This is a genomic window from Flagellimonas sp. 2504JD4-2 (assembly GCF_053642935.1).
In genome coordinates, this window is record NZ_JBSIOV010000003.1 from 337528 (window position 1) to 363260 (window position 25733).

The following is a 25733-nucleotide window of genomic DNA, read 5'->3' on the forward strand; positions in this document are numbered from 1 at the left end:
TTAATTCCAAAAAAAATGTGAAAATAATCTGCCTTTTTGAAGAATTTTCAAGTACGATCTTTCAGGCGGTAGACAAACTTTAAACCGCTCCAATCTTCATCGACAGCAGCGACCTTGACATCGACCAATCCCATGGAAAGTAAATACTCCCGGATAGGGTCCCGTTTTAGATCTGTGGGGATGCTCGAAGCGCCTTTGGGCCAGCTGACCCAAAGCATTCCATTCTTTTTTAACAGCGATTTGTATTGGTCTGCGATTTGTTGCAGTTCTTGAAAAGTGGTGGTAAATATGTGGATGAAGTCAATCGTTTCCGCTTCGGGTTGCTCAACAACAATCACATCATCGGGAAAATCAGAAAACAAACTGAAATACTGTTTCGGGGGATTGTGCAAAACCATTGAAAACCCTGCTTTGATTCCCAATTTTTTGGCCAAGGGCGTTCCTGAGTATCCTTCTGGCATGGAATTAGTCGTTCAATTTTTCGGGTAAATCTGTATCGGAGCCAATCCGCCATTGATCATCGTAAATGGAGCGATATCTAATTTCAAAATCGAGACCATTGGCTTGAAGCTCTTCAAAAAGAACCAAGAAAGCGTCAAAAGCCTGTTTACTTCCTCCGACGGTAAGAATATTTCGTTCGCCTCCAGCGGGGATAGCAGAACCTTTTTCCAGGGTAGCATAATTAAGGATTGGAATGCTATCCATAGCCTCTAGTTCTGATGTCAGGAATTCATAAAGTTCTTTGTGGTGCACCTTTCCTTGATATATGATCACGGTGCTATCGATAATCGCCGGCCCTACCCCATGGTTGATCAATTCAAGGGAGAACTTGTTCTCTGCTCCTACGTAGGATTGGGAAAGTAAGAGATACGGCATCGCAGACAAACGGCTTTGTTTCTCAATGATGTTGGTCTGCTTCACAAAAATGATCAGGGTAATCAAGCTAATTAGAATGGCCACTAGACCAACCAACTTGTCCGAACTCCAGAATTTTTTCTTCATTGCTAAGGTTCTTGTATCAAATATAGTGAAGTGACTTTTGATAAAAAGCAACCAAAAAGTTGCACATTAAAAATCATTTTGTATATTAGCAACCGATTAGTTGCATAAATAAATTCAAAAAACGAACATTATGAAAGATGTAATCACAAAAGAGCATGTATTCGCTCATCCCATCCAGAAAGTTTGGAACGCCATTTCCGTAGCTGAGGAAATCTCGACTTGGTTTATCAAAGCTGATTTTAAAGCAGAAAAAGGGTATCAATATACCTTCGTAGCGAGCGAGGAACATGGATGTACAAACATTACCGGGGAGGTGAAAAGCGCATCTCCCTACACTTTGATCTACACTTGGGTGGTGGAAAATACCACCACCGAAACTGTTGTGAAATGGGATTTACGGGAGACCGAAGCAGGTACACTCCTGCATTTGGAGCATTCCGGAATATCTGGATATCCTGGTGACTCGGCCATTACCTATTTCAATGATTATGACGGAGGCTGGGACAACTGCATTACGGAATTAACTTCATTTTTAACCAAAGAAGTCCATGCAGGATAGTATCACCAAAGTCTTAAAGGCAATTGCAGATCCCAAAAGGCGTGAAATCTTTCACGCCTTGATCATTACCTCCTCTGCCCTATCCATTTCCCAAATTTCCGGTCAATTTGAGATTAGCCGGCAGGGAGTTACCAAACATATCAAAACCTTGGAGCAAGCGGGTTTGGTGGAAATTACATCAAGCGGCAGGGAACGTTTTTGTGTTGCGGATGCGAAACCTTTAAAACAGATTACTGAGTGGGTAAGCTTTTATGAGAAGTTCTGGGATGCTACTTTGGACAATCTTGGAAATTATTTGGACACCAACTAAGCTCCACTTCTATTTTGGGTAAATTGAAGCAAACCGGTCAGGGCCTTATCAACGCTTTTCCGGAACAACTTCTTACCTATAAGAGCGACGATCAGTTTTTTTATGGGAGACTTTACCTTCCAAAATACCTCTATCTCCAATTCACTGTTATTTTCGGATATTGGTGAAAAATGGTAGAATTGGTATAGCTCGTCCACAAGCGGCGGATTCGTCAAAAGCTCACCATAAATAATGCTTCCTTCCCTAGGTTCCTTTGTGATGGTGGTAAAGTTAAAATGTTTTCCGTTGATCACACAGGTATGCTCAGAGCCTACCCTTGTTACCTCATGCTCGTTAAAATCCAATCGATCCACTCCTTCCGTCCAAAGATGTCGTAGCGAATAGTTTGTAACGTATTCCAATAGCGCTTCTGCTGATACCGGATATTGTTCTTTCATGGTCACTGGAGCCGGATAATCAAAGGACACCTTCGTTGGATTGGAAAAACTGCGTAGTTTCAATTCTTTGGGATCGATAACTGAGTAGATATATTCCACTTCCTTGTCATCGTATATATCGGAGCCCTGTCTAAATCTATAAATCTTGCTGGAGTAGTACCGTGACAGCATAATATCCAGAGCAAGTGTTCGACTTATCAACACATAATTGTCACTGTCCACCGAATTTTTCAATAGTCTATGGGCTTCTATAACCTGTTCACCAAACGGTTTTCGGGTGCCTTGCACTTCAATATGCTGAAGATTGCCGCTATGCGCAATAATCTTTAGCTGAAGATTTGGAGCCGTTGCGCAAGCGTTGCATGGACATATCCTATTTTTCTCGAGCATTTTCAAATGACTGTAAAATGCCGTGAACATGGACTCTATCTGCGCCAAAAGATTCTCTTGGGATGGGATTTCGTTTTCCTTATAAAAGAAAAGGGCATCTCCTTCAATCTCGGCCAACTTTAACTCCTGGGTGTTGGCATTGACCAGAACTTCAAGCAATTCTGAGATCACATGCTGACTGTGTTCAACCTCGGTGGTCTGAATAAATTTTGTATATCCGGAGATATCAGGAATAAAGAGTAGTGACTTGGACATGTTTTTGATTGAAGTTGTTAGGCAATTGGTCTCACTAAAAAACCAAAGCTTACTTCGCTGCCTGCTGGTTCAAATCTTCTAGTAGTTGCTTAAAACCTACGGCAACACCGTTGGTCCAGCCAAAGCCATCCTGGGTCTCATATTCTCCCCCACCGGAAAGCAAGGAAAGATCCTCCACATTATATTTCTCCATCATTTTACCCGTGTTTTTATAGACTTTTTCGTTCAGGGCCAGCCAGCGCTCCATGATATCGATAGCTTCTGCTTTGTATCCATACCGCAGCAATCCGTTAACGGCAATCCATTGTAGTGGTGCCCAACCGTTCGGAGCATCCCATTGTTGCCCTGAGTGGTCCAAGGTGGTGACCAAACCTCCGTCCTTTAAAAACTCGGCCATTATTACCTCTTTTACTTTCTCTGCCTGTTCCTTAGTTGCGATTTCGAAATAAAGTGGGTAAGCCCCAGCCAAGGTTAATTCCGGCGTTACTGCTTTTTTTCTGAAGTTATAATCATGAAAAAAACCAGTTTCCTGATTATAAAAATATTCACGGATTGCAAATCTTCTTTTCTGTGACCTACGATAAAAGGTTGTTCCAGCTTCTTCATCTCCCTTTAATCTACAAGCTTTAAAGAGCGTTCGTTCCATAAAATATAGAAGGCAGTTCAGATCAATCGGTAAAATAGCAGTAGTTTCGGTGCTATTGAATTCACCTTTTTCACCATACCAACGAGAACTGAAATCCCAACCCGAAGCGGCTGCAGACCGTAAATCTTTATATAGGATCTGTTTCAACGAATCTGTTTCCAATCCGCTGGCCAAGTGCATATCTTCCTTATAAGCTTCCGGACGGGGCGAATCTCCTTCATCCCAATATCTATTTAGATAAACGGACCCCTCTATATTGACAACGTGTTTTTGCGGTCTTGCCAAAACCACTTTATCGATATCTTGCATCCAAAACTCATATTCTTTAGCCAACTCAGGCAGGTAGTATAAAATCAGATTGTCATCTTTTCGTGCCAAGGCATCGACCATAAGGGCATAAAATGGAGGTTGGGAACGTGTTTCGTAATAATCTCTTGTACCATTTGGTATAAAGCCAATGGTGTCTATCAAATAGGAGAAATTATCCACCATGGATTTCGCAAGATCATCCCTCCCATCGGCCAGTAGACCTTCGAGCGTAAAATAGCTATCCCAATAGTAGATTTCCTGAAAACGTCCACCAGGAACAACATATTTGTAGGGCAATGCTATCCTAGACGAATTGGGGATAATGGTATCTGGCCCCCTAGTCAACTTATCCCACATTAACGTAATATGTTCATACATGGTTTTGGTAGTGTCCGTCTCAAATTCCAATGCGCTCATTGACCTATCTTCAAAGTTTTCATTGATAAAAACCTGGAGGTTAAACCCTTCGTTGTCTTTTTGATCTAAATACTTAGCCTCAAGCACATTCGCATCCTCTTTTGGCACCAAATCCACAAAGGTTTTGGAATCTTTAAAAGCATCACTCAGTTGCACATCATTGAACAGTTGTGTTTCGTATAAACTGTCAACGGTTTTTATCTCCTTTCGACAGGATGCGACGAGTAAAACAGCAGCTAAAATAAATATGGAATGAAATTTCATAGCGAGTCAGTCAGTTTGAGTTACATGAGAAAGTTAGTTGTGAAAAGTAAGCAATTATTTTGAATTCGCAGAAGCTCCAAACCATCATTTCCAAGGCTGCATTTTATCCTATGGAATAGGGTTTATACCCGAATTTTCATGATTTACAACATTAAATCCTTAAAATCGTATACGATTTGTAATTTAGGGATATGCAATCAACCTTTAACCTCCGTGACCAAGTGCGGTTACATCTATTAGACCAAATTCGTAATGGCGAATTAAAAATTGGAAAGACCATCAATCTGGCTGCTTTGGCCCGACAGATTGGGATTAGCGTTACTCCAATTCGCGAAGCGCTGAGTCAATTGGAACAGGCTAGAATCATTCAAGCAATTCCCAATCGGGGATTCGTAGTGACCCGTTTGAGCCAGAAGGAGGCACAGGATTTGTACAAAACCCTCTCCCAATTGGAGGTGATGGCTTTGGAAAGCTCGAGCTTTACCCAAGAAGACATTGAAAGCCTTCAATCCCAACAGCTAAAGGTGAAAATGGCCGATACTTTCGAGGATAGATTACATGCCCGGTTTGAGTTCCATAAATTATTGACCCAGAAATCTTCAAACACCATGTTGTTGCAAATGCTGGAAGATTTAAAGGCCAGGCTTTTGTTCTATGAGTACAGTTTTGCCCATGATGAAGGTTTTTACGCCAATTTAGAGCATCAAAGTATGGCCATTGTACAGGCTATTGAAGAAGACAATATTCCAACGGCCGCATTGATTCTTAAAATGAACTGGATGTCGGTATTGGAATACGTAGAAAAACGAATGCTTGTAACCGTTTAAAATATGAAGGCGAAATCTTCGTTTAATGTATTCAAAAGCGCTGCTCATGAATTTTTTAAATAAGGAAATCGAAACCTTGGTAAAAAACAAAAAGTCCAAATCCTTGGTCAAGCGACAAATCTCATGTGGAATTTTCCAGGATTTGGAAGATTCCAAATCAAATGGTGCTCCCCATAAGAAGAAAGCCTAGCTCTTGAACAACGACTCATCCAATCCTGGAATCAGGGTCATCGCATTTTTATAATACACCTTTTCCAATACTTCATCTGGTAAGTTAAGTCCGTACATCGCCCAGAACGCATGGTATTTTTTATAGTACGGAAAGTATTCATCCGCTGTTTCCAATACTCTAAAATAGGTAGGGAACTCCTCGGGCTTCCAACTGTCCTTCCCAAATAGAATCCGGTCTTGATATTTAATGAAGAACTGTCTTGCCCTTCGGGGTTGACGACCCAATTCTGCAATAATAGCACCAATGCCAACTGACATATTGGGGATATCATCCATTAACTCCCCTAGCCTGTCCAAATTATTGGCATACCACCCCATATGGGCATTTATGAATTTGGTATTAGGGTGGTTTTTGAACATTCTATGCTGTTCATCAATGATCTGTTGCCATGGTGCGGGATTTGTATCGGAGCGTTTTCTTCGGGGTCGGGTTTTTAATTCCAACCAACGTTCATTGTACTTGTCCATAGGGTCCCAAAATGATTTTGGGTCAGCAGCATGGATCAGCACAGGAATCCCCAGTACCCCACATTTTTCCCAGACAGGATCCAACCTTGGATCATCTATGGCAATTCTGTTACCATTGACATCTTTATTCCGAAGTCCTAGACTTTTGTAGATTTTCAACCCTCTAGCTCCACTCTTTACATCCAGTTCCAGCTGGGCCGCAGCCATTTCTCCCCAGTTTGGATTGCCAACTCCACTAAAATCAACATTTGCAAAGACCACGAATCTATTGGGATAGTGGTCATTCACATTTTTCAGCATGGCACGGAGCCCCTCTCCCGAACCACCGCTCAAATTCACCATTACCCCCATATTAAGATTATCCATATCGGCAATCAATTGGGATAAATCCTGAGTGGCCATTCGAAATTGATGACTGTGGACGTCTATAAAGGTAAATTTTGCCTTGCTGATCGGATTTTGAGGTACAACCAAAGTAGATTCTGGATTGTAGTCCTCAAAGCTCATTTCTTGGGCTTCTAGGTCAAAATTTAAAAATATAACCGCAAATGATAAAGTAATGGTATATTTAATCATATTTAAAGTATTGTTTACCAGATATTTCTAAATATTTTTCTTTTGTGTCAATGTCAATCTCTTTCCCTTGTGGGTCAATCTGTTTTACCAACATTTTATGGGATTTGATGATTCTTCGTGCTCCAAAATCCTCTTGAAGTTCTTTGAGTTCAGCAAATAAGGATTTATCAAAAATGGCAGGAACCCCTGCCCCGTTGTGATATGAAGTTGCTGTGATTTTGGCTTGACTTTCCACATGTACCTTATTTAATTGTGATAAAAAGGTGGCATCTATCAAGGGTTGGTCCGCTACCATGATTAAAAGTGCTTCCGGGTTTTCCTTTTCCAAAATATGCCGAACTCCAGTGGATATAGAGCTTCCCATTCCCAATTGCCAATTGGGATTATGCATTATTTCAGCATGAATTGCTATGGATGCCAAAATCTTTTCAGCATTGGCGCCCAACACAATGTAAACCCTGTCGGCAACCCCTTTAGCTTGATGTATGGCGTTTTCCAAGAGCGTACTGTTCCCCCATGGCAACAACTGTTTGATATCCCCCTCCATTCTGGAAGAGGCACCTGCAGCTAGAATTAATACGGCAATGGGCATGGTCGGTGTTCAGCTGTGGATATTTCCCATTTTATGCTTTAGCAGCAAAGGTTCTTTGTTGTTTACAACGGAGAGAATTTCACTCAAAATGGAAATCGCTATCTCTTGAGGTGTTTCCGCACCAACATCGATTCCAGCCGGCCCATGGATTTGTTCCAAGAATTCTTCCGAAACATCCGGATGCCTTTCCATTAACTCATCGAACAGTTTTTCTCGACGCCTATAGGGTCCCAGAAGCCCAATGTAAGCTCCTTCCTCATCTTTTAGAGCGATTAAAAACTGAAGGTCCTTTACAAAACTGTGGGTCATGATGACCACAGCGGTTTGCTTGTCCAAGGTCAATTGAAATGCCTCTGGCTCTACGTTTATCAATTTATGTATGCCTGGAAAATCCTCCGTGGTTTTTTCTTCCCTGGGGTTGGCGACGATAGTAACCTCCCAACCGGTCAGGGATGCGTAGTTACATAGCTGTACGGCATCGTGCTCAGCACCAACAATGACCAATTGAAAGCAAGAATGCATTTCCTGTTCAAAATCAGGGAGTTCCTTTTCAATCTCCTTTATCTGTTGATTTACAGGTAGTGAAGCATCTTCAAAGTGGAAGCTGGTAAAGTAATCTTGATTATCTCCCTGGTCTTTTTCAAAATAGGATTTGATACGAAATGGAAGCCTTTTCGTAATTGTACTCCAAAATTGGGCCAAGAAGTTTTGGTCTGGTTCAAAAGTTTCCAATAAAATGTACAGAATGCCTTCACAACCTAAACGATAACGCCCGTCATAAATCATGATTCGGGAAATTCCGTTTTCAAAGACCGATTGCGCTTGTCGAAGCACCTCTTTCTCAACGCAACCGCCACTGACAGCGCCAATCATATCTCCATTTTCAAAAATCAGCATGCGTACACCGGGCCGTCGGTACGAGGATCCATCCAATGCAACCACAGTGGCCAATACAGCACGCTCACTTTCACGTTTTTCATAATGGTTGATGATGTTCTTTAACTCGTGCGTCATACTTACAAAATCCTTTTCACAGGAATAAATGGAACCAAACTGTCAGCCTTAAGGGATTCGCTTGGATTTAATCGGATAAAACCATCGGCTTTTGACAGACTTAGTAAATCTCCTGAACCCGTGGTGCCGATCTCTTTCGCTTTTAGTTTTCCGTGCTGAATATTGATTTCAATTCCCAAAAACCTAGTTAAATCCGTGTTGTTTACCATAGGTTCACTTAAAAATACATCAAATTGCGGAGTGGTGACTCCCAAAGTTTTGTTAAGCCATGGCTTAAAGTAGACATGGTAATTTGCAAAGGTAGAAACGGGATTTCCGGGAAATGAAAAAATAGTGGTCTTGAGGGATTCATGTTTTCCAAACCAAAAGGGCTTTCCAGGTCGTTGCCGAACCCTGTGAAAAATTTTCTCCACTCCTAATTGATCAAAGGTCGATGGCAAAAAATCAAATTTTCCTTTGGAAACACCACCACTCAGTAAGAGCACATCGTAATTCTTTAATATTTCCCCAATCTTATCTTTTAAGACTTCGGGTTCGTCTGTAAAATGATACATAGCTGCCACAATCCCCTCATTCTGCAAAAGCGCTTTTAGCGTATGGGTGTTAGATTTTCTGATTTGATGTGGAAGTGGTTTTTGATCAACTTCCACCAATTCATTTCCTGTAGCAATGACCGCAATTTTTGGAAGTCTTTTCACCAAAACGTGCGATTTACCCACAGTAGCCAAAACCCCGATTTCCGCAGAAGTGATAGGTGTTCCAGACAAGAGTAATTCATCACCCATAGCAGTATCACTGGCCTTGTAATGAATATTTTGTCCTTTTTTAATTGGCTTGACAATATTGAAACGATCATTTTCTTTTTCGGTATGCTCATACATTACCACGGTGTCCGCGTTTTCCGGAACCACGGCTCCCGTCATCACCTCCATACAAGCTGTTTCATCTTTAAGTTTTAATTGAGGACTTCCAGCCTGGGCAATACCACTTATCCCAAATGAAGTATTGGTATCAATATTTTGGTTGAACTTGATGGCGATACCATCCTTTGTAGATCTGTCAAAAGGTGGAAAATCCCTATCCGCAACAATAGTCTCGGCAAGAATTCGTCCTAAGGATGATTCCATTGAAACCATTTCAACACCATAATCTTGGGTACGATCTAGAACCTTTTGTAATGCTGTTTCAAATGCAATCATGTAAATAGCGTTAGTTGGAATCCATTTTTTATAAGCACTCTAATACCTACAAACAGTACAAGGGCGGCAGTGAGCAATCGTATCCGTTTTGCGGAGAGTTTTCCCAAACTGATTCTGACTCCGAGCTGTCCACCCAATAAAACAGCGAACATCAATCCTAAAATTTCTGGCCAGAAAATCTGAAAAGAACCACTCCAAAACAATCCCCCTAGTCCAGAAACTGAATTGACCAAAATAAAAAAACTGGCCAATGCAGCAATTACTATGGGCCTATCCCATTTCATATGGTTGAGCACAGGCGCCAAAAATATTCCACCACCAATTCCAACTAAACCTGACAACAGGCCAATTGCGCCTCCCAATAGATAAGAAAGGTAGCTGGGGTATTTTTTTATGGTGTTGCTGGATTTAAGAACCATGGTTTGATATATCAATGCAATGGCTGAAACAATGAGTGCCAAAGCGAGGATGATAAAAAAACTTCGTTCTTCCAATCGAAAAGATGCCCCTAAAAAGGCCAAGGGGATACTGGTGACCACAAAAGGGAGAAATCTCTTTAAATTCAAATGTCCGCTCCTGTAAAACAAAATGCAACTTCCGGTCACCACGGTAAGATTGCAAAGCAGTGCGGTACTCCTGATGGTCAAAAAGCTGGTAATAACCAAAGCCAAAATGGCCAAATAACTTGAGCCCCCACCAAAACCTACCGCTGAGTATAAAGTAGCTACAACAAAAAAGGAAATAAGCAATAAGATAAAGTCGCCAGGGGCTACGGACATACGGTCACCATTTTGTTCATTCCCCCTAAAATAGAATAAAAAGTCAATTTGGGATAGGCTTCCTGAAGTTGTCTGGCTGCTATTTCGCTTCGTTTTCCAGATTGGCAAATGATATAAACCTCCTTGTCCTGGTTGGTCGGAATATATTGGTCTAGCTCGCTTAAAGGTAGATTTACAGCTTCTTCCAAATGATTACCTTCAAATTCTTCCGTTGTGCGCACGTCGATAAGCCTAATTTCTGCATTGGATTCGCGAATGGATTGGAACCTTTCTGCATCAATCGTTCGAACTATTTCACAATCCAAAGGTTCATAAAACTCCTGCAGCTGCTTAATATTTTTATTCGTTGGATTCGGTTTGAAAGCTATTTTGCTCACATGCTGATTCAGACCATTGAATAACAACAGTCTTCCTGAAAGCACTTCCCCTACTCCAGTTAACAGCTTTACCACTTCCAGCGCTTGTAAAGTTCCTATGATACCAGGGACAACTCCCAAAACTCCGTTGTCATTGCAATTGGGTACTTCGTTTGCAGAAGGCATGTTGGGATATAGGCAACGATATGTTGGACCATCCAAATGATTAAAAACGCTCACATGTCCCTCAAATCCGTGCAAAGCACCATAGACAAAAGGTTTATTCAATATCACGCAAGCATCATTGATAAGATAGCGTGTCGGGAAATTATCCGTCGCATCCACAATAACATCATAGTCCTTAATGATGTCCAACGCATTCTCCTTGGTCAAGAAAGAATCATGTGGAATGAGATTTGTGGACGAATTCTGTTCGCTCAATTTCTGAAGAACGACCTCCAATTTTTGTTTTCCCAGGTCCTGTTCCGAATATAAAATCTGTCGTTGCAAATTATGTAGCTCTATTACATCCTGGTCCATCAAACCCAATGTTCCAACACCCATCGCATTCAGGTATTGGAGAACCGGAAGTCCGAGACCGCCCAGCCCCACAACAAGCACCCTACCTTTGTTAAGTTTGGCCTGTCCTTCCTCTCCGAAGTCCTTGAGGGTTGTTTGTCTGGTGTACCTAGGTTCCATTGGACATTGCAATTTTTGATTTTATAAACTCATAGTCTTCCAGAGAATTTGCATTGTACAAAATCTCGTCGTGCTCTGGATGCACCAAAGCTATTTCAGAATTGATCAAAAACTTACGGGGACAACTGCTTTCCGCTTGCTCCATGAAAGTTATTGCTTTTTTAAGACCCTTTGGTTCCCAAATGGTAATCAGTGGTTCTGGCAATCCAGACTCCTTAGTTGCAAAAGAGGTTCCGAATTTTTCAGGATCCCGGTTTTTAGCCAATTTTTTCAGGGAGGGCAAATCAATCAATGGAAGATCGCAGGCAAGTACCAGCCAAGCTGCTTCGGGATGGGTTTTATGGGCACTTAATATCCCATTGAAAGGCCCTCTGTACTCATTTTGATCTTCAATGATATTGAAATCTTTGGTCAACGGATTTTCTTGATCCGCGCGCATGCTCAGATAAACGGTATCGCATACTTCATCCAGTAAATTATATAAGTGTTCTTGATGTGGAACGGAGTGGTATTTCAATAATCCCTTGTCCGATCCCATTCGGGTACTTTTTCCACCGGCCAAGACCAAACCAAATAATTTTGGTACATCCTTTTCCATTACTCCTAGATTGAAATCAACAATTAATATGCTTCGTAAATTTTTCAGTAATGCTGTCATTCCGCACTTGATGCGGAATTTGGATTCCTGCTTTCGCAGGAATGACATTCAATTAGTTATTAATCCCGCCCATTTAAAATACTATCATCCTCCTATTGAGGTCATTGAATTTTCAAAGACGGTATTTGCATGCTCTTCCTGCGCCTCAAACCCTGTTTTGGCCCGACTTCCAATGGCTTTTAGAATAGCATTTTGCACTTCTTGCTGCTCATTTTCTCCTCTGACAATATCCCTAAGATTGATTTTGGGTTTGCCATAGAGGCATGTTATGACATCACCTGTGGCGGTAACCCGAAGTCTATTGCAACTTCCGCAGAAGGTTCTACTAAAAGAAGGTATAATGCCAAACGTACCTTTATGTCCTTCAATCTTATAGTTGATTGAGGTGGACGTTGGCGGCGATTCGAGCTTATGGAAACCAGGATAGGACTTTGAAATGTGCTCTAGTATAGCTTTGTAATTCCATTTGATACCCTTGAAATTCTTACTTCCACCGTTAAAGGGCATTTCCTCCAAGAAGCGCACAGAAACATTGTAATGTTTCATCAACTCCAATATGGGAATGATATCCTGTTCGTTCTGACCTTCCAATACAATAAAATTGATCCTGACATTGAATCCTTCCGTTATCAATCTAATCAAATTATTATGTACGGTATCAAACTGATTGCGTCGTGTGATGCGTTCAAATGTCTCTCTATTGATGGCATCCAAACTCACATTGATATTCTTTATGCCCAATGCCTTCAATTCGTCTATATATGGGCCAATCAAGGTGGCGTTGGTGGTCACCGAAATGTCCTTGAGCTTGTCCATGGAGCTCAATTTTCGCAACAACACCATCAAATCCTTTCTTACAAAGGGCTCTCCACCCGTAATCCGGATTTTATCGATTCCCTGTCCAACAAGAATCTCGCTTATTCTAGAGAGTTCATCTATGGTAAGTAACTTGTCGTTCTTTACAAATTCAATTCCTTCAGATGGCATGCAGTAATTGCATCGAAGGTTGCATCTGTCCGTAACGGCAAGCCTTAGGTAGTTAATTTGTCTATTGTGATTGTCGACCAACATATATTATCTCCAAAGTGTTCGAAAGATACTACTTCTGCACCTATTATCCCCCGCTTACCGGGGGAATAAGTGCAATTTCGTCATAAGAATTGATAAGTTCTTCGTCTTCAGCATAGCTGTTGTTCACGGCCACTGCCAAAGAGGAAAGTTTATTGAGTTCTGGGTAGGTTTCACCCAAAAACTGTTTTAATTCTTTTACTGTTCTTGGAACTCTCCGGCCTGTGGCACTGGAAGTGGGGACAGACAGGGTGGAGCTTCCCACAATGTCCTTGGTAATCCCAAACAATAATATCGTCATAAAATCAACCTATAATTTCCTTTTCAGGTACTTTTAATAATTCAGGTGTTTTGGTGAATGGTTGTTGGTAGAGTCTATTTCCCGTGGCAGCTTTGAATGCATTGGCAACAGCTCCTCCTGCTGGCGGAAGTGTTGGTTCACCCAAACCTGTCGGTGAATGCTCGTTTTGAACAAAATAAGTTTCGACTTCAGGCGCCTCTTTCATTCGTATCATGCGATATTTATCAAAGTTGTTTGCCGTTGGCTTTCCATCCTTGAATTGAAGCTCACCATACATAGAGTGTCCTACCCCATCTATTACGCCACCTTCAATCTGATTGAGTGCACCCATGGGATTCACCACGATACCGCAATCTACAACACAGGTAATCTTTTTCACTACAGGCTCACCGTTTTCAATCTCTACATCGGCAACCTCTGCGACATGGGTGTTGTGACAATAATAGTTCACAAAACCTTGGTAAATATGTTTGGGTTTGGTCCCCCATCCGGATTTATCCACTGCGGTCCTGATGACTTCTTTCATTCGCTCCGGAGAGTATTGGATGCGTTCATCTTCTTCAGGTTTTACCTTATCCAATAGGTCCAATCGCAGTTGGATCTTGTCAACCTCCATTAATTCAGCCAATTCATCAAAGAAACTTTGCTCGGCATAGGCCAAGAAATTGGTATAGGGCGCTCTCCAAGCACCTGTGGTAATATTGCTATCGTAACTGGCTGCATCAACTTGATAGTTTTCAATGGCGCCAGCTGGGAAGAAGTTGGGTATAAGTCCATACATATTGTCGTTTACCGCAGCTTCCTTTAAATGATATGCCGTGATTTTCCCATCTTTGATACCCGCTTTGATTCTGTACTTGATGGCCATCCTATAGATACCATCTTCCATATCATCCTCCCTGGAGTAAACCACCTTTACAGGTTTTCTGATTTTATCGGAAATCTCAGCAGCTTCTATCACAAAGTCACCATACAGTCTTCTTCCAAAACCACCTCCCATTCGGGTCATTTCGAGAAGTATATCTTTTTCTTCCCTTCCCAACATTTTGGAAACCAATCCAGCTTTCCATGCCGGGGTTTGGATTGGTCCTACAAGATGCACCTTCTCATCGGTCACATTTGCAAAGAAATTCATAGGTTCCATGCAATTATGTGGTAAAAAAGGAGATTCGTAAGTACGTTCCAATATTTCATCGGCCTCAGCAAAGGCCTTTTTGATATTTCCGTCGGAACGCATTGTGTTGAATGTATTCCCATCCAACAAGTCGTTCAAGATTTTATCGTGTTCTTCGGTACTTTCAACCTTGGTGTCCTCTTCCCACACAGCTTTGATGGCTTCTTTACCTTTCATAGCCTGCCAAGTGGATTCAGCAATAACCACGACTTTGTCACTGGAAGAAATCTTGCTGCCAAAACCAGGATCCTCGGCCAATAGTCCCCTTACTTTTTCTCCAATGGTAACTACATCTATCACCCCTGGAATTGAGCGGGCTTCAGCATCATCAAAAGAAACCAGTTTCTGTCCGAAGGAGGGCGGTCGCAGTACAGACGCATAAACCATACCGTCGGTTTTATAATCCAATCCGAACAAAGGCTTCCCTGTGACGATTTTACTGATGTCGACATTGGAAGCATCCTTGCCCATAATTTTATAATCTTTCGGCTCTTTTAACGGTACATCCTCTGGAACTTCCAAAAGGGCCGCTTCGTTGACCACATCGCCATAACCTAACGTCTCGCCGGCTGCATTGGTGATTACACCTTCGCTAACCGTACATTCCGAAGGGTCAACTCCCCATCGGGCGGCTGCAGCGCTTACGAGCATATGTCGTGCTTTGGCACCGGTTTGCCTAAGTGCATCCCATCCGAATCTGATGGATTGGCTACCGCCAGCAACCTGACGCTGATAATTCTCAGTATCCAGGATACCTTGCTCAACGTAAACATCCTTCCAGGCCACATCAAGCTCTTCAGCAATGATCATCGGCATGGAGGTTTTGACACCTTGTCCTATTTCGGGGTTGGGTGAGAATATCGTCACGGCACCATTGTCCGCAATTTTAATAAAGGCATTGAAATCGCTATAATCCAGACTGGCCAAATCTATTGCCGGTTCAGCAACAACCTTTGGTTTGCAGGCTTGGAAAAGGTTAAAACCTATTACCATACCTCCTCCAGCTAACGAAGAATTACGGATAAAGGCCCTTCTACTTAATGTTTTGGATTTATTTATTGACATTTTTTTGTTTTTAGGTGTAAAACGGAATCTTTAATCCATATTCTCAGCAGCAATCATAACCGCTTTTCGAATTCTGGAATAGGAGGCGCATCGGCAAATATTTCCGTGCATAGCATTTTTCACATCCTCTTCTGAAGGATTTGGGTTGTTTTCCAAGAACGCGGAGGCCGTCATAATTTGGCCTGCTTGGCAATAACCACACTGTGGTACATCGACTTCCTTCCAAGCTTCTTGAACCGGATGGGTTCCATCTTCGGATAGTCCTTCAATCGTTGTGATGGATTTTCCATCAATCTGTGCTAAGGTGAGGGAACAGCTTCGCATTGCGGTACCATCAACATGAACCGTACAAGCTCCACATTGCCCTATTCCACAGCCGTATTTCGTGCCCACAAGATCTAAATGATCTCGTAACACCCATAAAACTGGAGTATCTTCTGCCACATCCACTGACTTAGATTCTCCATTGACTTTGATTTGATACGTTGGCATAGTTTCTTGAATTGAGATGTTGTTTGTTTGAAGTTACCAAAATTTAATCTCACAGCTTTTTTTTTAACAACAAGCGACTTTTTTTAACTTTTCTTTAAATCTATTGTTGGCATTCAAAATAATTTTCAGAAGAATTAAGCGTTTTTCAACCAGAACCTCAAGTTTATGAAAATGAAAAACGCACTTAAATACCTATCCATAACTTTTTTTACGATTCTTCTTGTCTCATGTGGTAATGCAGATGATGACGTCAATTTTAACCTCAATTTAGGGGAACTGGGACAGGGAAAGGAGCCTGACAACTGTTTAGGTTTTGATGATAACGAACTTTTACTTTCCATTCAGGATCAATTCACCACATTGCCAGGAAAGGTTTCCATTCTTTTTAAGGTTTCCGATTTACTGGGGAATCCGATATCTGGACTTACCGCAAATCAATTTACCGTATATGAGCAAGGTAGGAATGATGATTGCTTCAACACCATCTCCTCTTCTGAATCCCTTGCCAGAATCTCACCAAATTCCCAGGTGTTCAGTAACAATACTTTATTGGTATTGGATTTGAGCAACAGTGTATTGGAAAGTAGTTTGGACGAATTAAAAGCGGCCTCTACCAGTTTTATCAATAATGTAATGCCCTCCCCTGAAACAAATTCTTTTAAAATGGCCATTTATTGGTTTGATGGTGAGGATGAACTGCATCTATTGAATGAACTGACTTCCTCCACTACTGAACTTGTAGCAGCTGTCGAAGGGATTACCACCGATATTAGCAATGATCCCTCTACGGACCTGTATGGTGCCGTAATCAAATCTGTGGATTTTGCGGAAGATTTATTGCAAGAGAGCAATCAAGCGTCCGTTATTGGAGCAGCTTCCATTGTTTTGTTCACCGATGGAACAGATCAGGCTTCTCGATACACAAGGGATGAGGCCCTTAGGGCAGTTGATCAGGCGGATCGAAACATTTCCTTATTTACTATTGGACTAGGAGCGGAAATAGATGCTGATATCTTGGAAGAAATTGGAAAAACGGCAAGTGTTTTTGCCAGCAATAAGGAAGAATTGGAAGCCACATTTACCCAGATTTCACAAAGGGTTTCTGAACAGGCCAACAGTTTCTACCTTTTTGAATATTGCACACCAAAACGTGATGGAAGTGGTGTCAATAATTTGGTCATCCAGCTTACCGACAGTGGGCTGCAAGGTGCGGTCCAGACCGAATTCAACGCCAATGGTTTTACTGGAGGGTGTGAATAAATGGTCCTTACGGTTGTTTTTCATCTAACAAAAGAGTGGATTGGAGTCTACCATAAATTAGTATCTTCGACTCCAAACTAAACGCACTTCATTATGATTTTTGGCAGAAAACATTTCTATGCTCTAATTTTCAACCTTTTAATTTTTGGCTCTTTCCAAAGTAATGCGCAGAAGTTCCATGCCCTTGAGGGAAGATGGGACCTGGAAATGGAATTCGAAGGAAAAACAGTGCCATCATGGTTGGAGGTACGTCATTCCGGGGTTGAGACTTTAGTAGGTCGATTTGTGTTTATGATGGGGAGCGCCCGTCCGATTTCTGAAATTAAAATCCATGGAAATAAGTTCACCTTTGATATTCCCAAACAATGGGAGCCAGCTGGAAACGATATGGTTTTCCATGGAGAGCTTTCGGACGATACCCTTAAGGGCACTATGATATATACCGACGGCAGCGTAACTTCTTGGAAGGGGGTTCGTGCACCAAAACTGGAAGCCACTACCAATCCGGAATGGGGTAACCCTGTTGCTCTTTTTAATGGAAAGAGTTTGGATGGATGGCATTTGGATTCGGACAAGAATCAATGGTCTGTGGAAAACGGAATTCTAAAAAATGCCAAGGGAGGTGCCAACCTGATCAGTAATCAAAAATTTACCGATTTTAAGCTCAAAGTTGAATTTCGTTATCCAGAAGGAAGTAACAGTGGAATTTACCTAAGAGGGCGTTATGAAGTACAAATAGCCGATAATAAGGGGTTGGAACCATCCGATGTATATTTCAGCGGAATCTACGGCTTTCTTGAGCCTAATGAAAATACTGCCAAAGACCCCGGAGAATGGCAAACCTACGATATCACCCTAATTGGTCGAAGGGTAACCATTGTTGCCAACGGCAAAACTGTGATTGCTGACCAAACCATTCCCGGCATTACGGGAGGAGCCTTGGATAGTAAGGAGGGGCAACCAGGGGCATTTATGATACAAGGAGATCACGGGCCAGTGGAATTTAGAAAGTTTGTAGTGACACCTGTCAGATAAAATAAAAAGGCACATCAACCAAAACCGATGTGCCTTACAAATATTTAAAAACTATTATTATTCAGGAATTAGGGGTGTAAGTTTGATGTTTCTCCATTTTACACGGATACCGCCCCCATCATGTATTTGAAGTGCTATACCACCCTTTCCTTGTCCTATTTTGGCATCGACCAAATGAACCATCTTTTGATCGTTGAGCCAAGTGGAGACTATTGGACCACGGACCAAAATTTTCATGGTATTCCACTCTCCCATCTTTAGGGCTTTATCTTTTTCAGCATCTGGTTTGATCAACCAGCCACGCCCATAAGATTCGTAGATTCCTCCAGTTGCGTGTCCGGGAGGTGCCACTTCTACCTGCCAACCTGAAACTTTTGTTCCTTCAACGGTAGATCTGATAAACACCCCACTATTGCCATTATTTTCTTGTTTGAACTCTAGCGTAAGCTGAAAATTATCGTAAAAATCTTTAGTGCTTAAGTACCCATAACCTGCTTTTGGCCCACTTTCACAGATCAATTCACCATTTTCAACATACCATTTTTCTTCACCATGATTCACCCAACCGTCCAAATTTTTTCCATTGAACAGATCGATGGTCTTTTGTGCATATGTGAGTTGAAATGCTGCAAACAATAAGATAATTAAGGCTGAATTTGTCTTCATTTTTCGATTTTATCTGGTTTTAAAGGATTTGAAGGTAGTGATTTCCCTAATAAATGGATGGGTTTGGAACAGCTTTTGGTAGGGTTTTTAGACCAATGATTGTTTTTAAAGTATAGACAGCAACTAATTACATCCTAAACACCTAATAAATATGAACCCAAAAAAAGAATGTTATGGATGTAGTAAAAGAAATAATTCAGAACAGTGCTCTAGGTCCTCTATCTAAAGGATACCAAAGATTGATACTTTCATTATTTGCCTCAATCGTGGGAACCTTATTGACCATGTTAATCTTTTTGATCATCAAAGGTCCTGATTTGAATATCCAATTCGGATACTAGCGAAAAATCAATGCATTGCCAAATTTTTGATCTTTGATAGGTTTGTCCAAATCAATAAGAAATCCGTTGATAACGGCATGGGTCAATTTTCCATCTTTCTCTAAAAAGAAATTGGGGTTTTGACCTACTGCGATTTTAAACTCAGGTAAATCTCGTCCCATTTCTACTTGATTGATTGGAGATAAGGTAAAATCCTCTCCTTCCGCATGGCTGCTGAAAATGAATCCGACACCATGTTGAAGTAATTTTAACGGACCATCCAAAATAGAAACATTGGGGTTTCCCATGTTTGGTGGAACAATTTTATATCCCGAAGCATCAAAAGTTTCATAACCGTAAAAAGTGGATAGGTCCCCTTGGTCCACTATGGTACTTTTATAATAAAAGGAATCGTGTGTAGCGTTGTCGACCTCCTGGCGATAAATTCCCAAATCCAGAATGTAATCTTTTCCCAAAAGCTCATAGGTCACATTCTCAATTTTCAAATCAAACATTTTCCTGTCATTGTGCGGGATCTTCTCGTAATCCTCAATAGGGATGTCCAAATAATCCTCTTTGGCAATTGTGTACAGCGCTGAAAGGATGGAAACATAGTTCAGTTTACGAATCTCCTGTTTTTCAACATCATTTGCGTAGCCCCCTGATTCTATAAGAATAAGGCTTGTTCCCCATTTGGCAATATTGTCACCGAAAGCCCTTGGTTCAAAATCGTCACTATAACGCCCCACTTGACCAGGAGCATAATTTTGAATGATGTTGTTCATATAAACAATTACTTTCATGGCATTCGAGCGCACTTCATTGATATCCTTTTCGTAGTTATAGGCTGTTGCCAAATACGAAATAGTTGCGGGTTTATCCGTTAACTCAGCATTGTAATACGTGCTCTGGTCGTGTAAATTAAAGCCGAATTTGGCATCAAGGCTATCTCGCAATCTTTTCAGTGTTTGTCCTTCAGGGGACTGCAATCTCAGTGCATCCCTGTTTATATCGATTCCCAAAGCATTTCTACGTTGATATACCTCTGCCCCATCTGGGTTGAGCATTGGAAGGAAATGTAGCTTCAATTTTGAAAGTATCTCCCTTTTTTCATCCTTGAACTCTTGCGCATCCAAAAAGTTGAGAATGTCAAAAACTGCCTGTGTGGCGGTAGGTTCGTTGCCATGCATTTGCGACCAGAGAAACACATTTACAGGTCCAGAACCGATACTGACCAAATGTAAATCCCTGCCTTCAATGGATTCACCTACCTTTTGAACTTCAAATTTTGGATTTGCATCAAATCGTTGAATCAGGGGCTGAATCTGATGATGTTTGATCCTGCGTTTTTGCAATGAGGGTTCTTTGAACTCTTCGTAGGTCTCATAAAGTTTGGAGGTAATGGTTTCCTGGGGATAGGCTAAAAAACCAAGACACCCAATTAGGAGAAAAAACTTTTGACGCATAGTATTAATTTGAAGGTATGGGTTTAAAATTAAACCTTTTCGTTGCTTTTCTGACTTTTTGCATGAAATCTATTCCTGGGTCTGTTTTTTCTGTTCGGTAACCGTCATCAACCTCAAGCCAAAGTGGATGGCCCTCGAACAGCGTATATTCGTAGTGACCAATCATATAATCGATATCATATTTTTCCGCCAGATATTCAACCAGCCAAATATTGGATTTTAATTGCTCCTTGGTCAAAGGCCATTCATCGGTACCACCAACATTCTCGACTCCGATGGAACAATGATTCAATCCGATAACGTGACGGCCCATATAAGTTTCAGGCATCAATCGGTAAATGGTCCCATCCCTATCCACCAGAAATTGTGTGGAAACATTCAAACCACTTACATTTTCAATATCCGGACGCCAATTGGGTAGTTTTGTCTCGTTGAACGCATCAAAAGACTCTTCCAAGGTTGGAATGGCGGTCCAGTGGAGAACAATCATTTGCGGCTTAATTTCTGGGGTATCTTGCTCTAAGTTGTACCGCTGTAACAGGTACTCCTTGGTCAAAGCAATGCGTTCATCATCAAAAATTATGGGTTTATCAGCTATAGTTCGCTGCACTTGGCAGGACCAGAGCAAACAACACGCAATACATCCGAGAATTATTCTTTTCATTCAAAATTATTTATAAAAGTACTATCAACTGGAACAGCATAGCATATAAACAGTTTTTTTCTGCCCCATTCACGCGCCTTCTTTACATCAAGACCCATATACAGATCAATCCGATTCCTCCAACGTCTGTTCATTTTGTCTTTAACATAAAAGGTATCTGGGAATGTATCGATCTTGACCATTGTATTGTGATCCAATCCCATCCGCAACAAATCCCTGGACACCGCGATACTTTTCATGCCAGGTTTTAAAGTATCTCCCCATGCCGCAATACTCGGGTCACCCTGTGTTTGCCATGATACGGAATTATACGCCGATACTACCACCTCATGTCCATACCACTGATATTGTTGATTTTGCTCCTTTGTTTCTTGCTCAGGTATTTCTTCACAAGAAAACAAAAGGAAACCAATCGTAATCAACGCTATGTCTAAAAACCTTTTCAGTATAATTTATTTTCCAGAAACAAAATATCAACATTATTGTCCGCCCATTGTTCAGATAACGAATCCGGCACAGGTGTAAACACATAAGTAAATGAGCTCAACACCATATCTTCATCTCCATCCCCATCAACATCCGCTGCATCCATCAAAAACCAACGTCCGGCATTGGGGTTTTCCAATATTTGGGTCGAAAATTCAAAATTATCAGAATCTTTATTTTCCAAGTACACAAAACTCAGTTCAGGAGCGGTGTCATAATCCGGAAAGGTACTGATCAACCCAAAATCAATATCTCCGTCCTTATCAAAATCCCGTGCTAAGACTCTTGTTGCTCCATGTAAGGGATAAAAATGAGCTTCACTAAAGGTATTGTCCCCATTATTTATATGAATTCGCATACCATGATACGGTTTGTGCACATACGATTTATCCGCGTTATCACCATTTACCGTGATGATATCATCATATCCATCGCCATTATAATCCACAAGTTCAAACCAACTGCTTCCAAATACGGGACTAAACTCCAATACTTTTTCCGCTCGAAATCTTAAGTTTTCCTCCTGATATAGTATGGTAAGGTTTTCGTTTCCTTGGGAAAATAGGGCGATTAAGTCTGTTTTCCCATCGTTGTTCATATCCTTCGTAAGGGTTCGAATGCTTCCAGGAATATTTAAAAGTACTGTTTTGTTGTATTGGCCTGAATCATTTTGATTTAATAGTGACAATCGTCCAGTTTCATTGCCAAATTCACAGACCACCATTTCAACTTTACCATCTTTATTCAAATCCTCGACCAATGTATGCACCGGCCTGTGGAATTTGGTTTCCAATGCTATTGTATCCTTTTCCTTTTTTAGTGTTAGTTTTCCTTGTTCCAATTCGGAAGGATCCAGAATCCCAACCTCGGTGATAACTTCTAGCGAATTCCCATGATTGTACCATGTCACCGGAGTTTTACCACTATATAGATGCTTATTATCTGTTATTTGTAAATTATAGGAGGCCAAATTGCCAGAGACGTCACCGTAAAAAAGATTCGATGTATTCTCTTTGAACTCCAAATAGGTAATCAGCGCTCCATTTTGTTGGTCTAAGGCTATTTCTGAAGTTTCGAAGAGTTTCAACGGGTTTAAAGCGATCTTTTTATTCGCAGCCAACGTTTCTGGGGCCATTTTCACGATGTAATCCTGAAGTAGCACCCAGTCCTTTAATTTTATTTTTGGACGAAAGCCTACTTTAATCTCATTTGGATCTTGGTACATTTCCTCAATTTCCATGCGAGACGCCATATCTGGTAAAACAGCATTTTTCCATATTTCTTTTGGTAATTCATCAATTCTTGGGGCAATATGGCAACTGGTGCAATATTGATCATACAACACCAAGGCTTTATTCGGCTTTTCCGGTGCGCAGGAATCAAGAAGAATACATGTCAATATCAGTAAAGTTTGTAACCAAGGTGTTTTGTGGTCTTTGGGCATTGAGGCTGCTTTGTTTCTAAAAATACTTTTTTTAATCAAGGATTTAATTAGGTGCTGGAATATAAGTTTGGTCACCTTCCATCATAGGAAAAGTCCTGTTTTTCCAATTTTCCTTGGCTTGGGCAATCTTTTCTTTACTTGTTGATACAAAATTCCAGTAGATATGTCTCTCCTCGGGAAAAACCTCTCCCCCAAACAATAAGAGATGGGAATTTGGATGCACCTTAATAGCGCAAGTATCTTCAACTTTGCTTACCAAAATATTCCCCTTCCCAATAATTTCTCCACAAGCATCGATACTTCCTTTATCCACACATATCCCTATTTCGCCTTTAAGTTCCCCATTCACGTTCAATTGATACTCGTTGGCGGTTTTAATTTCAACCATAAACAATGGGGAATATGTTGGCACCGGAGACTTTTTTCCATACCCTTCACCGGCAACTAATGTAAACTCTGCATCACCATCTTGCCATCTGGGCAGATCCTCGGCTTCAATATGATGAAATTGGGGCTCCATATCTTCTAAATCCTTTGGTAAGGCCACCCATATTTGATATCCCTGAGCCATAAAAGTGTTACCGTTTCTCAAATGTTCAGGAGTACGCTCCGTATGCGAAACGCCCTTGCCAGCAGTCATCCAGTTCACCGAACCTGGTTTAATCAATTGTTTGGATCCCAGACTGTCCTCATGCATGATTTCACCATCAAACAAATAGGTCAATGTAGACAAACCGATATGGGGATGTTGATCCACATCCATGTATTTATGGGGCCCAAGTTGTACCGGGGCCATATGATCAATAAAGACAAAAGGGCCTATCATTCGCTTCTTTCGGAAAGGGATCAGACGTCCCACTAAAAAGTCGCCAATATCCCTGCTTCGTTCCTCAATGATCATTCCTATATTGGACATGTTCTAATTGTTTATTTTAGTACCTGAAAGTTACAAATCTTAATCATGAAAATACTGAAGCGCGCGCTAATCTTATTGGTAATAGTCATAGGAGTTGTTGTTTATCTCAATTATCCAAAATTGAACATAATCTCAGGATACGCATCTAAAAATATGGCTTCCGGGGTTTTTGTGGCAGACCGAACGGCCGCTTCCCTTACGCAGCATGACAATAACGTACCCTTGATCGAACTGGCGGATACCGAAGTGGACACGGATCATAAATGGGCTTCCGCTTCTGTATATGGTTTAATGAACCGCAAAGCGGTTTACCGGGAAGGTTTGGGAACTGTGTTGGTCAATGATGATTATGATGAAGCCAAGACCGTTCCGGCTCCAGTAAGGATGCAGCCTTTGGATACCATCCCCTACCCTTATGGACAAGCCAGTCCCAAGGATACCATCCCGAATGGTATTGATACGGAACAGTTAAACAAAGCAGTTGCCTCAGCTTTTGAAAATTCCGCTATTCAAAAAACCCGTACACTGCTAATTCTTTACAAAGGGCATCTGGTTGCCGAAAGGTATGTGGACGGATTTACCAAGGATACTCCTATTTTGGGATGGTCCATGACCAAAAGTGTACTGGCCACTTGTTATGGTATATTGGAAAATCAAGGAAAATTGGACATGTCATGGCCTGCTCCTATAACAGAATGGGAGAAGGATGAGCGTAAAAACATCACCCTAAACCATTTATTACGCATGCAGAGTGGTTTAGCATGGGATGAGGATTATACCAAAATATCCGATGTTACCCGTATGCTCTTTCTGGAAACCGATATGACCCAATCCCAAAGAACCAAAAAGAGCATCGCAGCTCCCACAGAGATATGGAACTATTCCTCAGGAACTACAAATTTGTTATCCGGTATTTTGAGACAACAATTTCGGTCGCATCAAGAATATCTTGACTTTCCCTATGCCACTTTAATTGATAAAATCGGGATGTATTCCATGGTTTTAGAAGCTGATATTGCCGGGAACTACGTAAGTTCTTCCTATAGCTGGGCAAGCACCCGTGATTGGGCCAGGTTCGGACAGCTGTATTTGGACAAAGGAAACTGGAACGGGGAACAAATCTTTAAACCAGATTGGGTAGACTATATTACCAAACCCACGCTTCATTCAGAAGGTACATATGGTGCCCACTTTTGGTTGAATGCCGAAGGTAAATATCCTGATGTGCCGAAAGATTTGTTTTCATGCAATGGGTATCAAGGGCAATATGTATTTGTGATTCCTTCCAAAAATTTGGTGATTGTTCGCACCGGATTGGCCGAAGAGCCTGATTTTGATATAAATAGGTTCCTGTCAGAGGTCGTTAAATCCGTACCGTAGGTCGATAA

29 protein-coding genes are annotated in these 25733 nt (G+C 41.3%); 8 read left to right on the forward strand and 21 right to left on the reverse strand.

Annotated elements, in window-relative coordinates; all coding sequences use genetic code 11:
* Positions 1 to 47 precede the first annotated feature (47 nt).
* Entirely contained in the window at positions 48 to 461 is a 414-nt protein-coding gene (locus ACULLH_RS12760) for a DUF3052 domain-containing protein (RefSeq protein WP_454089138.1), read from the reverse strand.
* 4 nt (positions 462 to 465) lie between these two features.
* On the reverse strand, positions 466 to 1002 hold the full coding sequence (locus tag ACULLH_RS12765) for a hypothetical protein (protein ID WP_454089139.1): 537 nt from the start codon (positions 1000 to 1002) through the stop codon (positions 466 to 468).
* Positions 1003 to 1132: 130 nt separating this feature from the next.
* Here ACULLH_RS12765 and ACULLH_RS12770 point away from each other — a divergent pair, with 130 nt between their 5' ends.
* Together ACULLH_RS12770 and ACULLH_RS12775 are read left to right on the forward strand one after the other, a co-directional pair.
* Positions 1133 to 1561, forward strand: a complete 429-nt coding sequence (locus tag ACULLH_RS12770) for an SRPBCC family protein (RefSeq protein ID WP_454089140.1) — start codon at positions 1133 to 1135, stop codon at positions 1559 to 1561.
* Positions 1551 to 1871, forward strand: a complete 321-nt coding sequence (locus ACULLH_RS12775) for an ArsR/SmtB family transcription factor (protein ID WP_454089141.1) — start codon at positions 1551 to 1553, stop codon at positions 1869 to 1871. Before ACULLH_RS12770 ends, ACULLH_RS12775 begins: the two co-directional genes overlap by 11 nt.
* On the opposite strand, the gene ACULLH_RS12780 is transcribed toward ACULLH_RS12775, so the two are convergent.
* Both ACULLH_RS12780 and ACULLH_RS12785 read right to left on the reverse strand, forming a co-directional pair.
* Entirely contained in the window at positions 1868 to 2953 is a 1086-nt protein-coding gene (locus tag ACULLH_RS12780; RefSeq protein ID WP_454089142.1) for a DUF2652 domain-containing protein, read from the reverse strand. The two genes, ACULLH_RS12775 and ACULLH_RS12780, sit on opposite strands and share 4 nt — an antisense overlap.
* A gap of 49 nt (positions 2954 to 3002) precedes the next feature.
* Positions 3003 to 4589: a trehalase family glycosidase gene (locus ACULLH_RS12785; RefSeq protein WP_454089143.1), complete on the reverse strand. Its 1587-nt coding sequence runs from the start codon at positions 4587 to 4589 to the stop codon at positions 3003 to 3005.
* A gap of 191 nt (positions 4590 to 4780) precedes the next feature.
* On the opposite strand from ACULLH_RS12785, the gene ACULLH_RS12790 reads away from it, so the two are divergent.
* Both ACULLH_RS12790 and ACULLH_RS12795 read left to right on the forward strand, forming a co-directional pair.
* Positions 4781 to 5416 (forward strand): GntR family transcriptional regulator, encoded by a 636-nt coding sequence (locus ACULLH_RS12790; RefSeq protein ID WP_454089144.1) that lies wholly within the window; start codon positions 4781 to 4783, stop codon positions 5414 to 5416.
* A gap of 46 nt (positions 5417 to 5462) precedes the next feature.
* Positions 5463 to 5606 carry a hypothetical protein gene (locus tag ACULLH_RS12795; RefSeq protein ID WP_454089145.1) on the forward strand — a complete coding sequence of 48 codons (144 nt, stop codon included), beginning with the start codon at positions 5463 to 5465 and terminating at the stop codon, positions 5604 to 5606.
* Here ACULLH_RS12795 and ACULLH_RS12800 read toward each other — a convergent pair.
* From ACULLH_RS12800 to ACULLH_RS12850, 11 genes are all read right to left on the reverse strand, one after another.
* The gene (locus ACULLH_RS12800) at positions 5603 to 6691 is read right to left on the reverse strand and encodes an amidohydrolase family protein (RefSeq protein ID WP_454089146.1); all 1089 of its coding nucleotides are present in this window, start codon (positions 6689 to 6691) and stop codon (positions 5603 to 5605) included. The genes ACULLH_RS12795 and ACULLH_RS12800 overlap by 4 nt on opposite strands.
* A complete protein-coding gene (locus ACULLH_RS12805; RefSeq protein ID WP_454089147.1) occupies positions 6684 to 7283 on the reverse strand; it encodes a nucleotidyltransferase family protein in 600 nt (199 codons plus the stop codon). The genes ACULLH_RS12800 and ACULLH_RS12805 overlap by 8 nt, the downstream gene beginning before the upstream one ends.
* Before the next feature lie 9 nt (positions 7284 to 7292).
* Complete coding sequence (locus ACULLH_RS12810; protein ID WP_454089148.1) at positions 7293 to 8297, reverse strand: XdhC family protein; 1005 nt, start codon at positions 8295 to 8297, stop codon at positions 7293 to 7295.
* Between the two features lie 2 nt (positions 8298 to 8299).
* Positions 8300 to 9496 (reverse strand): molybdopterin molybdotransferase MoeA, encoded by a 1197-nt coding sequence (locus ACULLH_RS12815; RefSeq protein ID WP_454089149.1) that lies wholly within the window; start codon positions 9494 to 9496, stop codon positions 8300 to 8302.
* Positions 9493 to 10275, reverse strand: coding sequence for a sulfite exporter TauE/SafE family protein (locus tag ACULLH_RS12820; RefSeq protein ID WP_454089150.1), 783 nt, complete (start codon positions 10273 to 10275; stop codon positions 9493 to 9495). The genes ACULLH_RS12815 and ACULLH_RS12820 overlap by 4 nt, the downstream gene beginning before the upstream one ends.
* Complete coding sequence (locus tag ACULLH_RS12825) at positions 10266 to 11330, reverse strand: ThiF family adenylyltransferase (RefSeq protein ID WP_454089151.1); 1065 nt, start codon at positions 11328 to 11330, stop codon at positions 10266 to 10268. Before ACULLH_RS12825 ends, ACULLH_RS12820 begins: the two co-directional genes overlap by 10 nt.
* Positions 11320 to 11928, reverse strand: a complete 609-nt coding sequence (locus tag ACULLH_RS12830; protein ID WP_454089152.1) for an NTP transferase domain-containing protein — start codon at positions 11926 to 11928, stop codon at positions 11320 to 11322. The genes ACULLH_RS12825 and ACULLH_RS12830 overlap by 11 nt, the downstream gene beginning before the upstream one ends.
* A 144-nt stretch (positions 11929 to 12072) precedes the next feature.
* A complete protein-coding gene (gene moaA / locus ACULLH_RS12835; RefSeq protein WP_454089153.1) occupies positions 12073 to 13059 on the reverse strand; it encodes a GTP 3',8-cyclase MoaA in 987 nt (328 codons plus the stop codon).
* Positions 13060 to 13102: 43 nt separating this feature from the next.
* Entirely contained in the window at positions 13103 to 13357 is a 255-nt protein-coding gene (locus ACULLH_RS12840; protein WP_454089154.1) for a MoaD/ThiS family protein, read from the reverse strand.
* 4 nt (positions 13358 to 13361) lie between these two features.
* Positions 13362 to 15596 (reverse strand): molybdopterin cofactor-binding domain-containing protein, encoded by a 2235-nt coding sequence (locus tag ACULLH_RS12845; RefSeq protein WP_454089155.1) that lies wholly within the window; start codon positions 15594 to 15596, stop codon positions 13362 to 13364.
* Between the two features lie 30 nt (positions 15597 to 15626).
* On the reverse strand, positions 15627 to 16088 hold the full coding sequence (locus ACULLH_RS12850) for a (2Fe-2S)-binding protein (protein ID WP_454089156.1): 462 nt from the start codon (positions 16086 to 16088) through the stop codon (positions 15627 to 15629).
* A gap of 171 nt (positions 16089 to 16259) precedes the next feature.
* On the opposite strand from ACULLH_RS12850, the gene ACULLH_RS12855 reads away from it, so the two are divergent.
* Together ACULLH_RS12855 and ACULLH_RS12860 are read left to right on the forward strand one after the other, a co-directional pair.
* Positions 16260 to 17348: a vWA domain-containing protein gene (locus tag ACULLH_RS12855; protein WP_454089157.1), complete on the forward strand. Its 1089-nt coding sequence runs from the start codon at positions 16260 to 16262 to the stop codon at positions 17346 to 17348.
* 93 nt (positions 17349 to 17441) lie between these two features.
* On the forward strand, positions 17442 to 18383 hold the full coding sequence (locus ACULLH_RS12860) for a 3-keto-disaccharide hydrolase (RefSeq protein WP_454089158.1): 942 nt from the start codon (positions 17442 to 17444) through the stop codon (positions 18381 to 18383).
* A 57-nt stretch (positions 18384 to 18440) separates the two neighbouring features.
* Here ACULLH_RS12860 and ACULLH_RS12865 read toward each other — a convergent pair whose 3' ends face one another.
* Complete coding sequence (locus tag ACULLH_RS12865) at positions 18441 to 19049, reverse strand: 3-keto-disaccharide hydrolase (protein ID WP_454089159.1); 609 nt, start codon at positions 19047 to 19049, stop codon at positions 18441 to 18443.
* 173 nt (positions 19050 to 19222) lie between these two features.
* On the opposite strand from ACULLH_RS12865, the gene ACULLH_RS12870 reads away from it, so the two are divergent.
* Positions 19223 to 19390, forward strand: a complete 168-nt coding sequence (locus ACULLH_RS12870; protein WP_454089160.1) for a hypothetical protein — start codon at positions 19223 to 19225, stop codon at positions 19388 to 19390.
* Here the strand turns inward: ACULLH_RS12870 and ACULLH_RS12875 are convergent.
* The 5 genes from ACULLH_RS12875 to ACULLH_RS12895 are packed head-to-tail and all read right to left on the reverse strand — an operon-like array spanning position 19387 to position 24345.
* On the reverse strand, positions 19387 to 20835 hold the full coding sequence (locus ACULLH_RS12875; protein WP_454089161.1) for a M14 family zinc carboxypeptidase: 1449 nt from the start codon (positions 20833 to 20835) through the stop codon (positions 19387 to 19389). The two genes, ACULLH_RS12870 and ACULLH_RS12875, sit on opposite strands and share 4 nt — an antisense overlap.
* A gap of 4 nt (positions 20836 to 20839) precedes the next feature.
* Complete coding sequence (locus ACULLH_RS12880; protein ID WP_454089162.1) at positions 20840 to 21499, reverse strand: peptidoglycan recognition protein family protein; 660 nt, start codon at positions 21497 to 21499, stop codon at positions 20840 to 20842.
* On the reverse strand, positions 21496 to 21921 hold the full coding sequence (locus ACULLH_RS12885) for a 3D domain-containing protein (RefSeq protein ID WP_454089163.1): 426 nt from the start codon (positions 21919 to 21921) through the stop codon (positions 21496 to 21498). The genes ACULLH_RS12880 and ACULLH_RS12885 overlap by 4 nt, the downstream gene beginning before the upstream one ends.
* Positions 21922 to 21941: 20 nt before the next feature.
* Entirely contained in the window at positions 21942 to 23429 is a 1488-nt protein-coding gene (locus tag ACULLH_RS12890) for an FG-GAP repeat domain-containing protein (RefSeq protein WP_454089164.1), read from the reverse strand.
* 43 nt (positions 23430 to 23472) lie between these two features.
* On the reverse strand, positions 23473 to 24345 hold the full coding sequence (locus ACULLH_RS12895; RefSeq protein ID WP_454089165.1) for a pirin family protein: 873 nt from the start codon (positions 24343 to 24345) through the stop codon (positions 23473 to 23475).
* A gap of 45 nt (positions 24346 to 24390) precedes the next feature.
* On the opposite strand from ACULLH_RS12895, the gene ACULLH_RS12900 reads away from it, so the two are divergent.
* The gene (locus ACULLH_RS12900; protein WP_454089166.1) at positions 24391 to 25725 is read left to right on the forward strand and encodes a serine hydrolase domain-containing protein; all 1335 of its coding nucleotides are present in this window, start codon (positions 24391 to 24393) and stop codon (positions 25723 to 25725) included.
* Positions 25726 to 25733: the final 8 nt, after the last annotated feature.

Bases quoted from the DNA above. Each gene is read 5' to 3' on its own strand.
- ACULLH_RS12760 (WP_454089138.1), bottom strand. From the start codon at position 461: ATGCCAGAAGGATACTCAGGAACGCCCTTGGCCAAAAAATTGGGAATC.
- ACULLH_RS12765 (WP_454089139.1), bottom strand. From the start codon at position 1,002: ATGAAGAAAAAATTCTGGAGTTCGGACAAGTTGGTTGGTCTAGTGGCC.
- ACULLH_RS12770 (WP_454089140.1), top strand. From the start codon at position 1,133: ATGAAAGATGTAATCACAAAAGAGCATGTATTCGCTCATCCCATCCAG.
- ACULLH_RS12775 (WP_454089141.1), top strand. From the start codon at position 1,551: ATGCAGGATAGTATCACCAAAGTCTTAAAGGCAATTGCAGATCCCAAA.
- ACULLH_RS12780 (WP_454089142.1), bottom strand. From the start codon at position 2,953: ATGTCCAAGTCACTACTCTTTATTCCTGATATCTCCGGATATACAAAA.
- ACULLH_RS12785 (WP_454089143.1), bottom strand. From the start codon at position 4,589: ATGAAATTTCATTCCATATTTATTTTAGCTGCTGTTTTACTCGTCGCA.
- ACULLH_RS12790 (WP_454089144.1), top strand. From the start codon at position 4,781: ATGCAATCAACCTTTAACCTCCGTGACCAAGTGCGGTTACATCTATTA.
- ACULLH_RS12795 (WP_454089145.1), top strand. From the start codon at position 5,463: ATGAATTTTTTAAATAAGGAAATCGAAACCTTGGTAAAAAACAAAAAG.
- ACULLH_RS12800 (WP_454089146.1), bottom strand. From the start codon at position 6,691: ATGATTAAATATACCATTACTTTATCATTTGCGGTTATATTTTTAAAT.
- ACULLH_RS12805 (WP_454089147.1), bottom strand. From the start codon at position 7,283: ATGCCCATTGCCGTATTAATTCTAGCTGCAGGTGCCTCTTCCAGAATG.
- ACULLH_RS12810 (WP_454089148.1), bottom strand. From the start codon at position 8,297: ATGACGCACGAGTTAAAGAACATCATCAACCATTATGAAAAACGTGAA.
- ACULLH_RS12815 (WP_454089149.1), bottom strand. From the start codon at position 9,496: ATGATTGCATTTGAAACAGCATTACAAAAGGTTCTAGATCGTACCCAA.
- ACULLH_RS12820 (WP_454089150.1), bottom strand. From the start codon at position 10,275: ATGTCCGTAGCCCCTGGCGACTTTATCTTATTGCTTATTTCCTTTTTT.
- ACULLH_RS12825 (WP_454089151.1), bottom strand. From the start codon at position 11,330: ATGGAACCTAGGTACACCAGACAAACAACCCTCAAGGACTTCGGAGAG.
- ACULLH_RS12830 (WP_454089152.1), bottom strand. From the start codon at position 11,928: ATGGAAAAGGATGTACCAAAATTATTTGGTTTGGTCTTGGCCGGTGGA.
- moaA (WP_454089153.1), bottom strand. From the start codon at position 13,059: ATGTTGGTCGACAATCACAATAGACAAATTAACTACCTAAGGCTTGCC.
- ACULLH_RS12840 (WP_454089154.1), bottom strand. From the start codon at position 13,357: ATGACGATATTATTGTTTGGGATTACCAAGGACATTGTGGGAAGCTCC.
- ACULLH_RS12845 (WP_454089155.1), bottom strand. From the start codon at position 15,596: ATGTCAATAAATAAATCCAAAACATTAAGTAGAAGGGCCTTTATCCGT.
- ACULLH_RS12850 (WP_454089156.1), bottom strand. From the start codon at position 16,088: ATGCCAACGTATCAAATCAAAGTCAATGGAGAATCTAAGTCAGTGGAT.
- ACULLH_RS12855 (WP_454089157.1), top strand. From the start codon at position 16,260: ATGAAAAACGCACTTAAATACCTATCCATAACTTTTTTTACGATTCTT.
- ACULLH_RS12860 (WP_454089158.1), top strand. From the start codon at position 17,442: ATGATTTTTGGCAGAAAACATTTCTATGCTCTAATTTTCAACCTTTTA.
- ACULLH_RS12865 (WP_454089159.1), bottom strand. From the start codon at position 19,049: ATGAAGACAAATTCAGCCTTAATTATCTTATTGTTTGCAGCATTTCAA.
- ACULLH_RS12870 (WP_454089160.1), top strand. From the start codon at position 19,223: ATGGATGTAGTAAAAGAAATAATTCAGAACAGTGCTCTAGGTCCTCTA.
- ACULLH_RS12875 (WP_454089161.1), bottom strand. From the start codon at position 20,835: ATGCGTCAAAAGTTTTTTCTCCTAATTGGGTGTCTTGGTTTTTTAGCC.
- ACULLH_RS12880 (WP_454089162.1), bottom strand. From the start codon at position 21,499: ATGAAAAGAATAATTCTCGGATGTATTGCGTGTTGTTTGCTCTGGTCC.
- ACULLH_RS12890 (WP_454089164.1), bottom strand. From the start codon at position 23,429: ATGCCCAAAGACCACAAAACACCTTGGTTACAAACTTTACTGATATTG.
- ACULLH_RS12895 (WP_454089165.1), bottom strand. From the start codon at position 24,345: ATGTCCAATATAGGAATGATCATTGAGGAACGAAGCAGGGATATTGGC.
- ACULLH_RS12900 (WP_454089166.1), top strand. From the start codon at position 24,391: ATGAAAATACTGAAGCGCGCGCTAATCTTATTGGTAATAGTCATAGGA.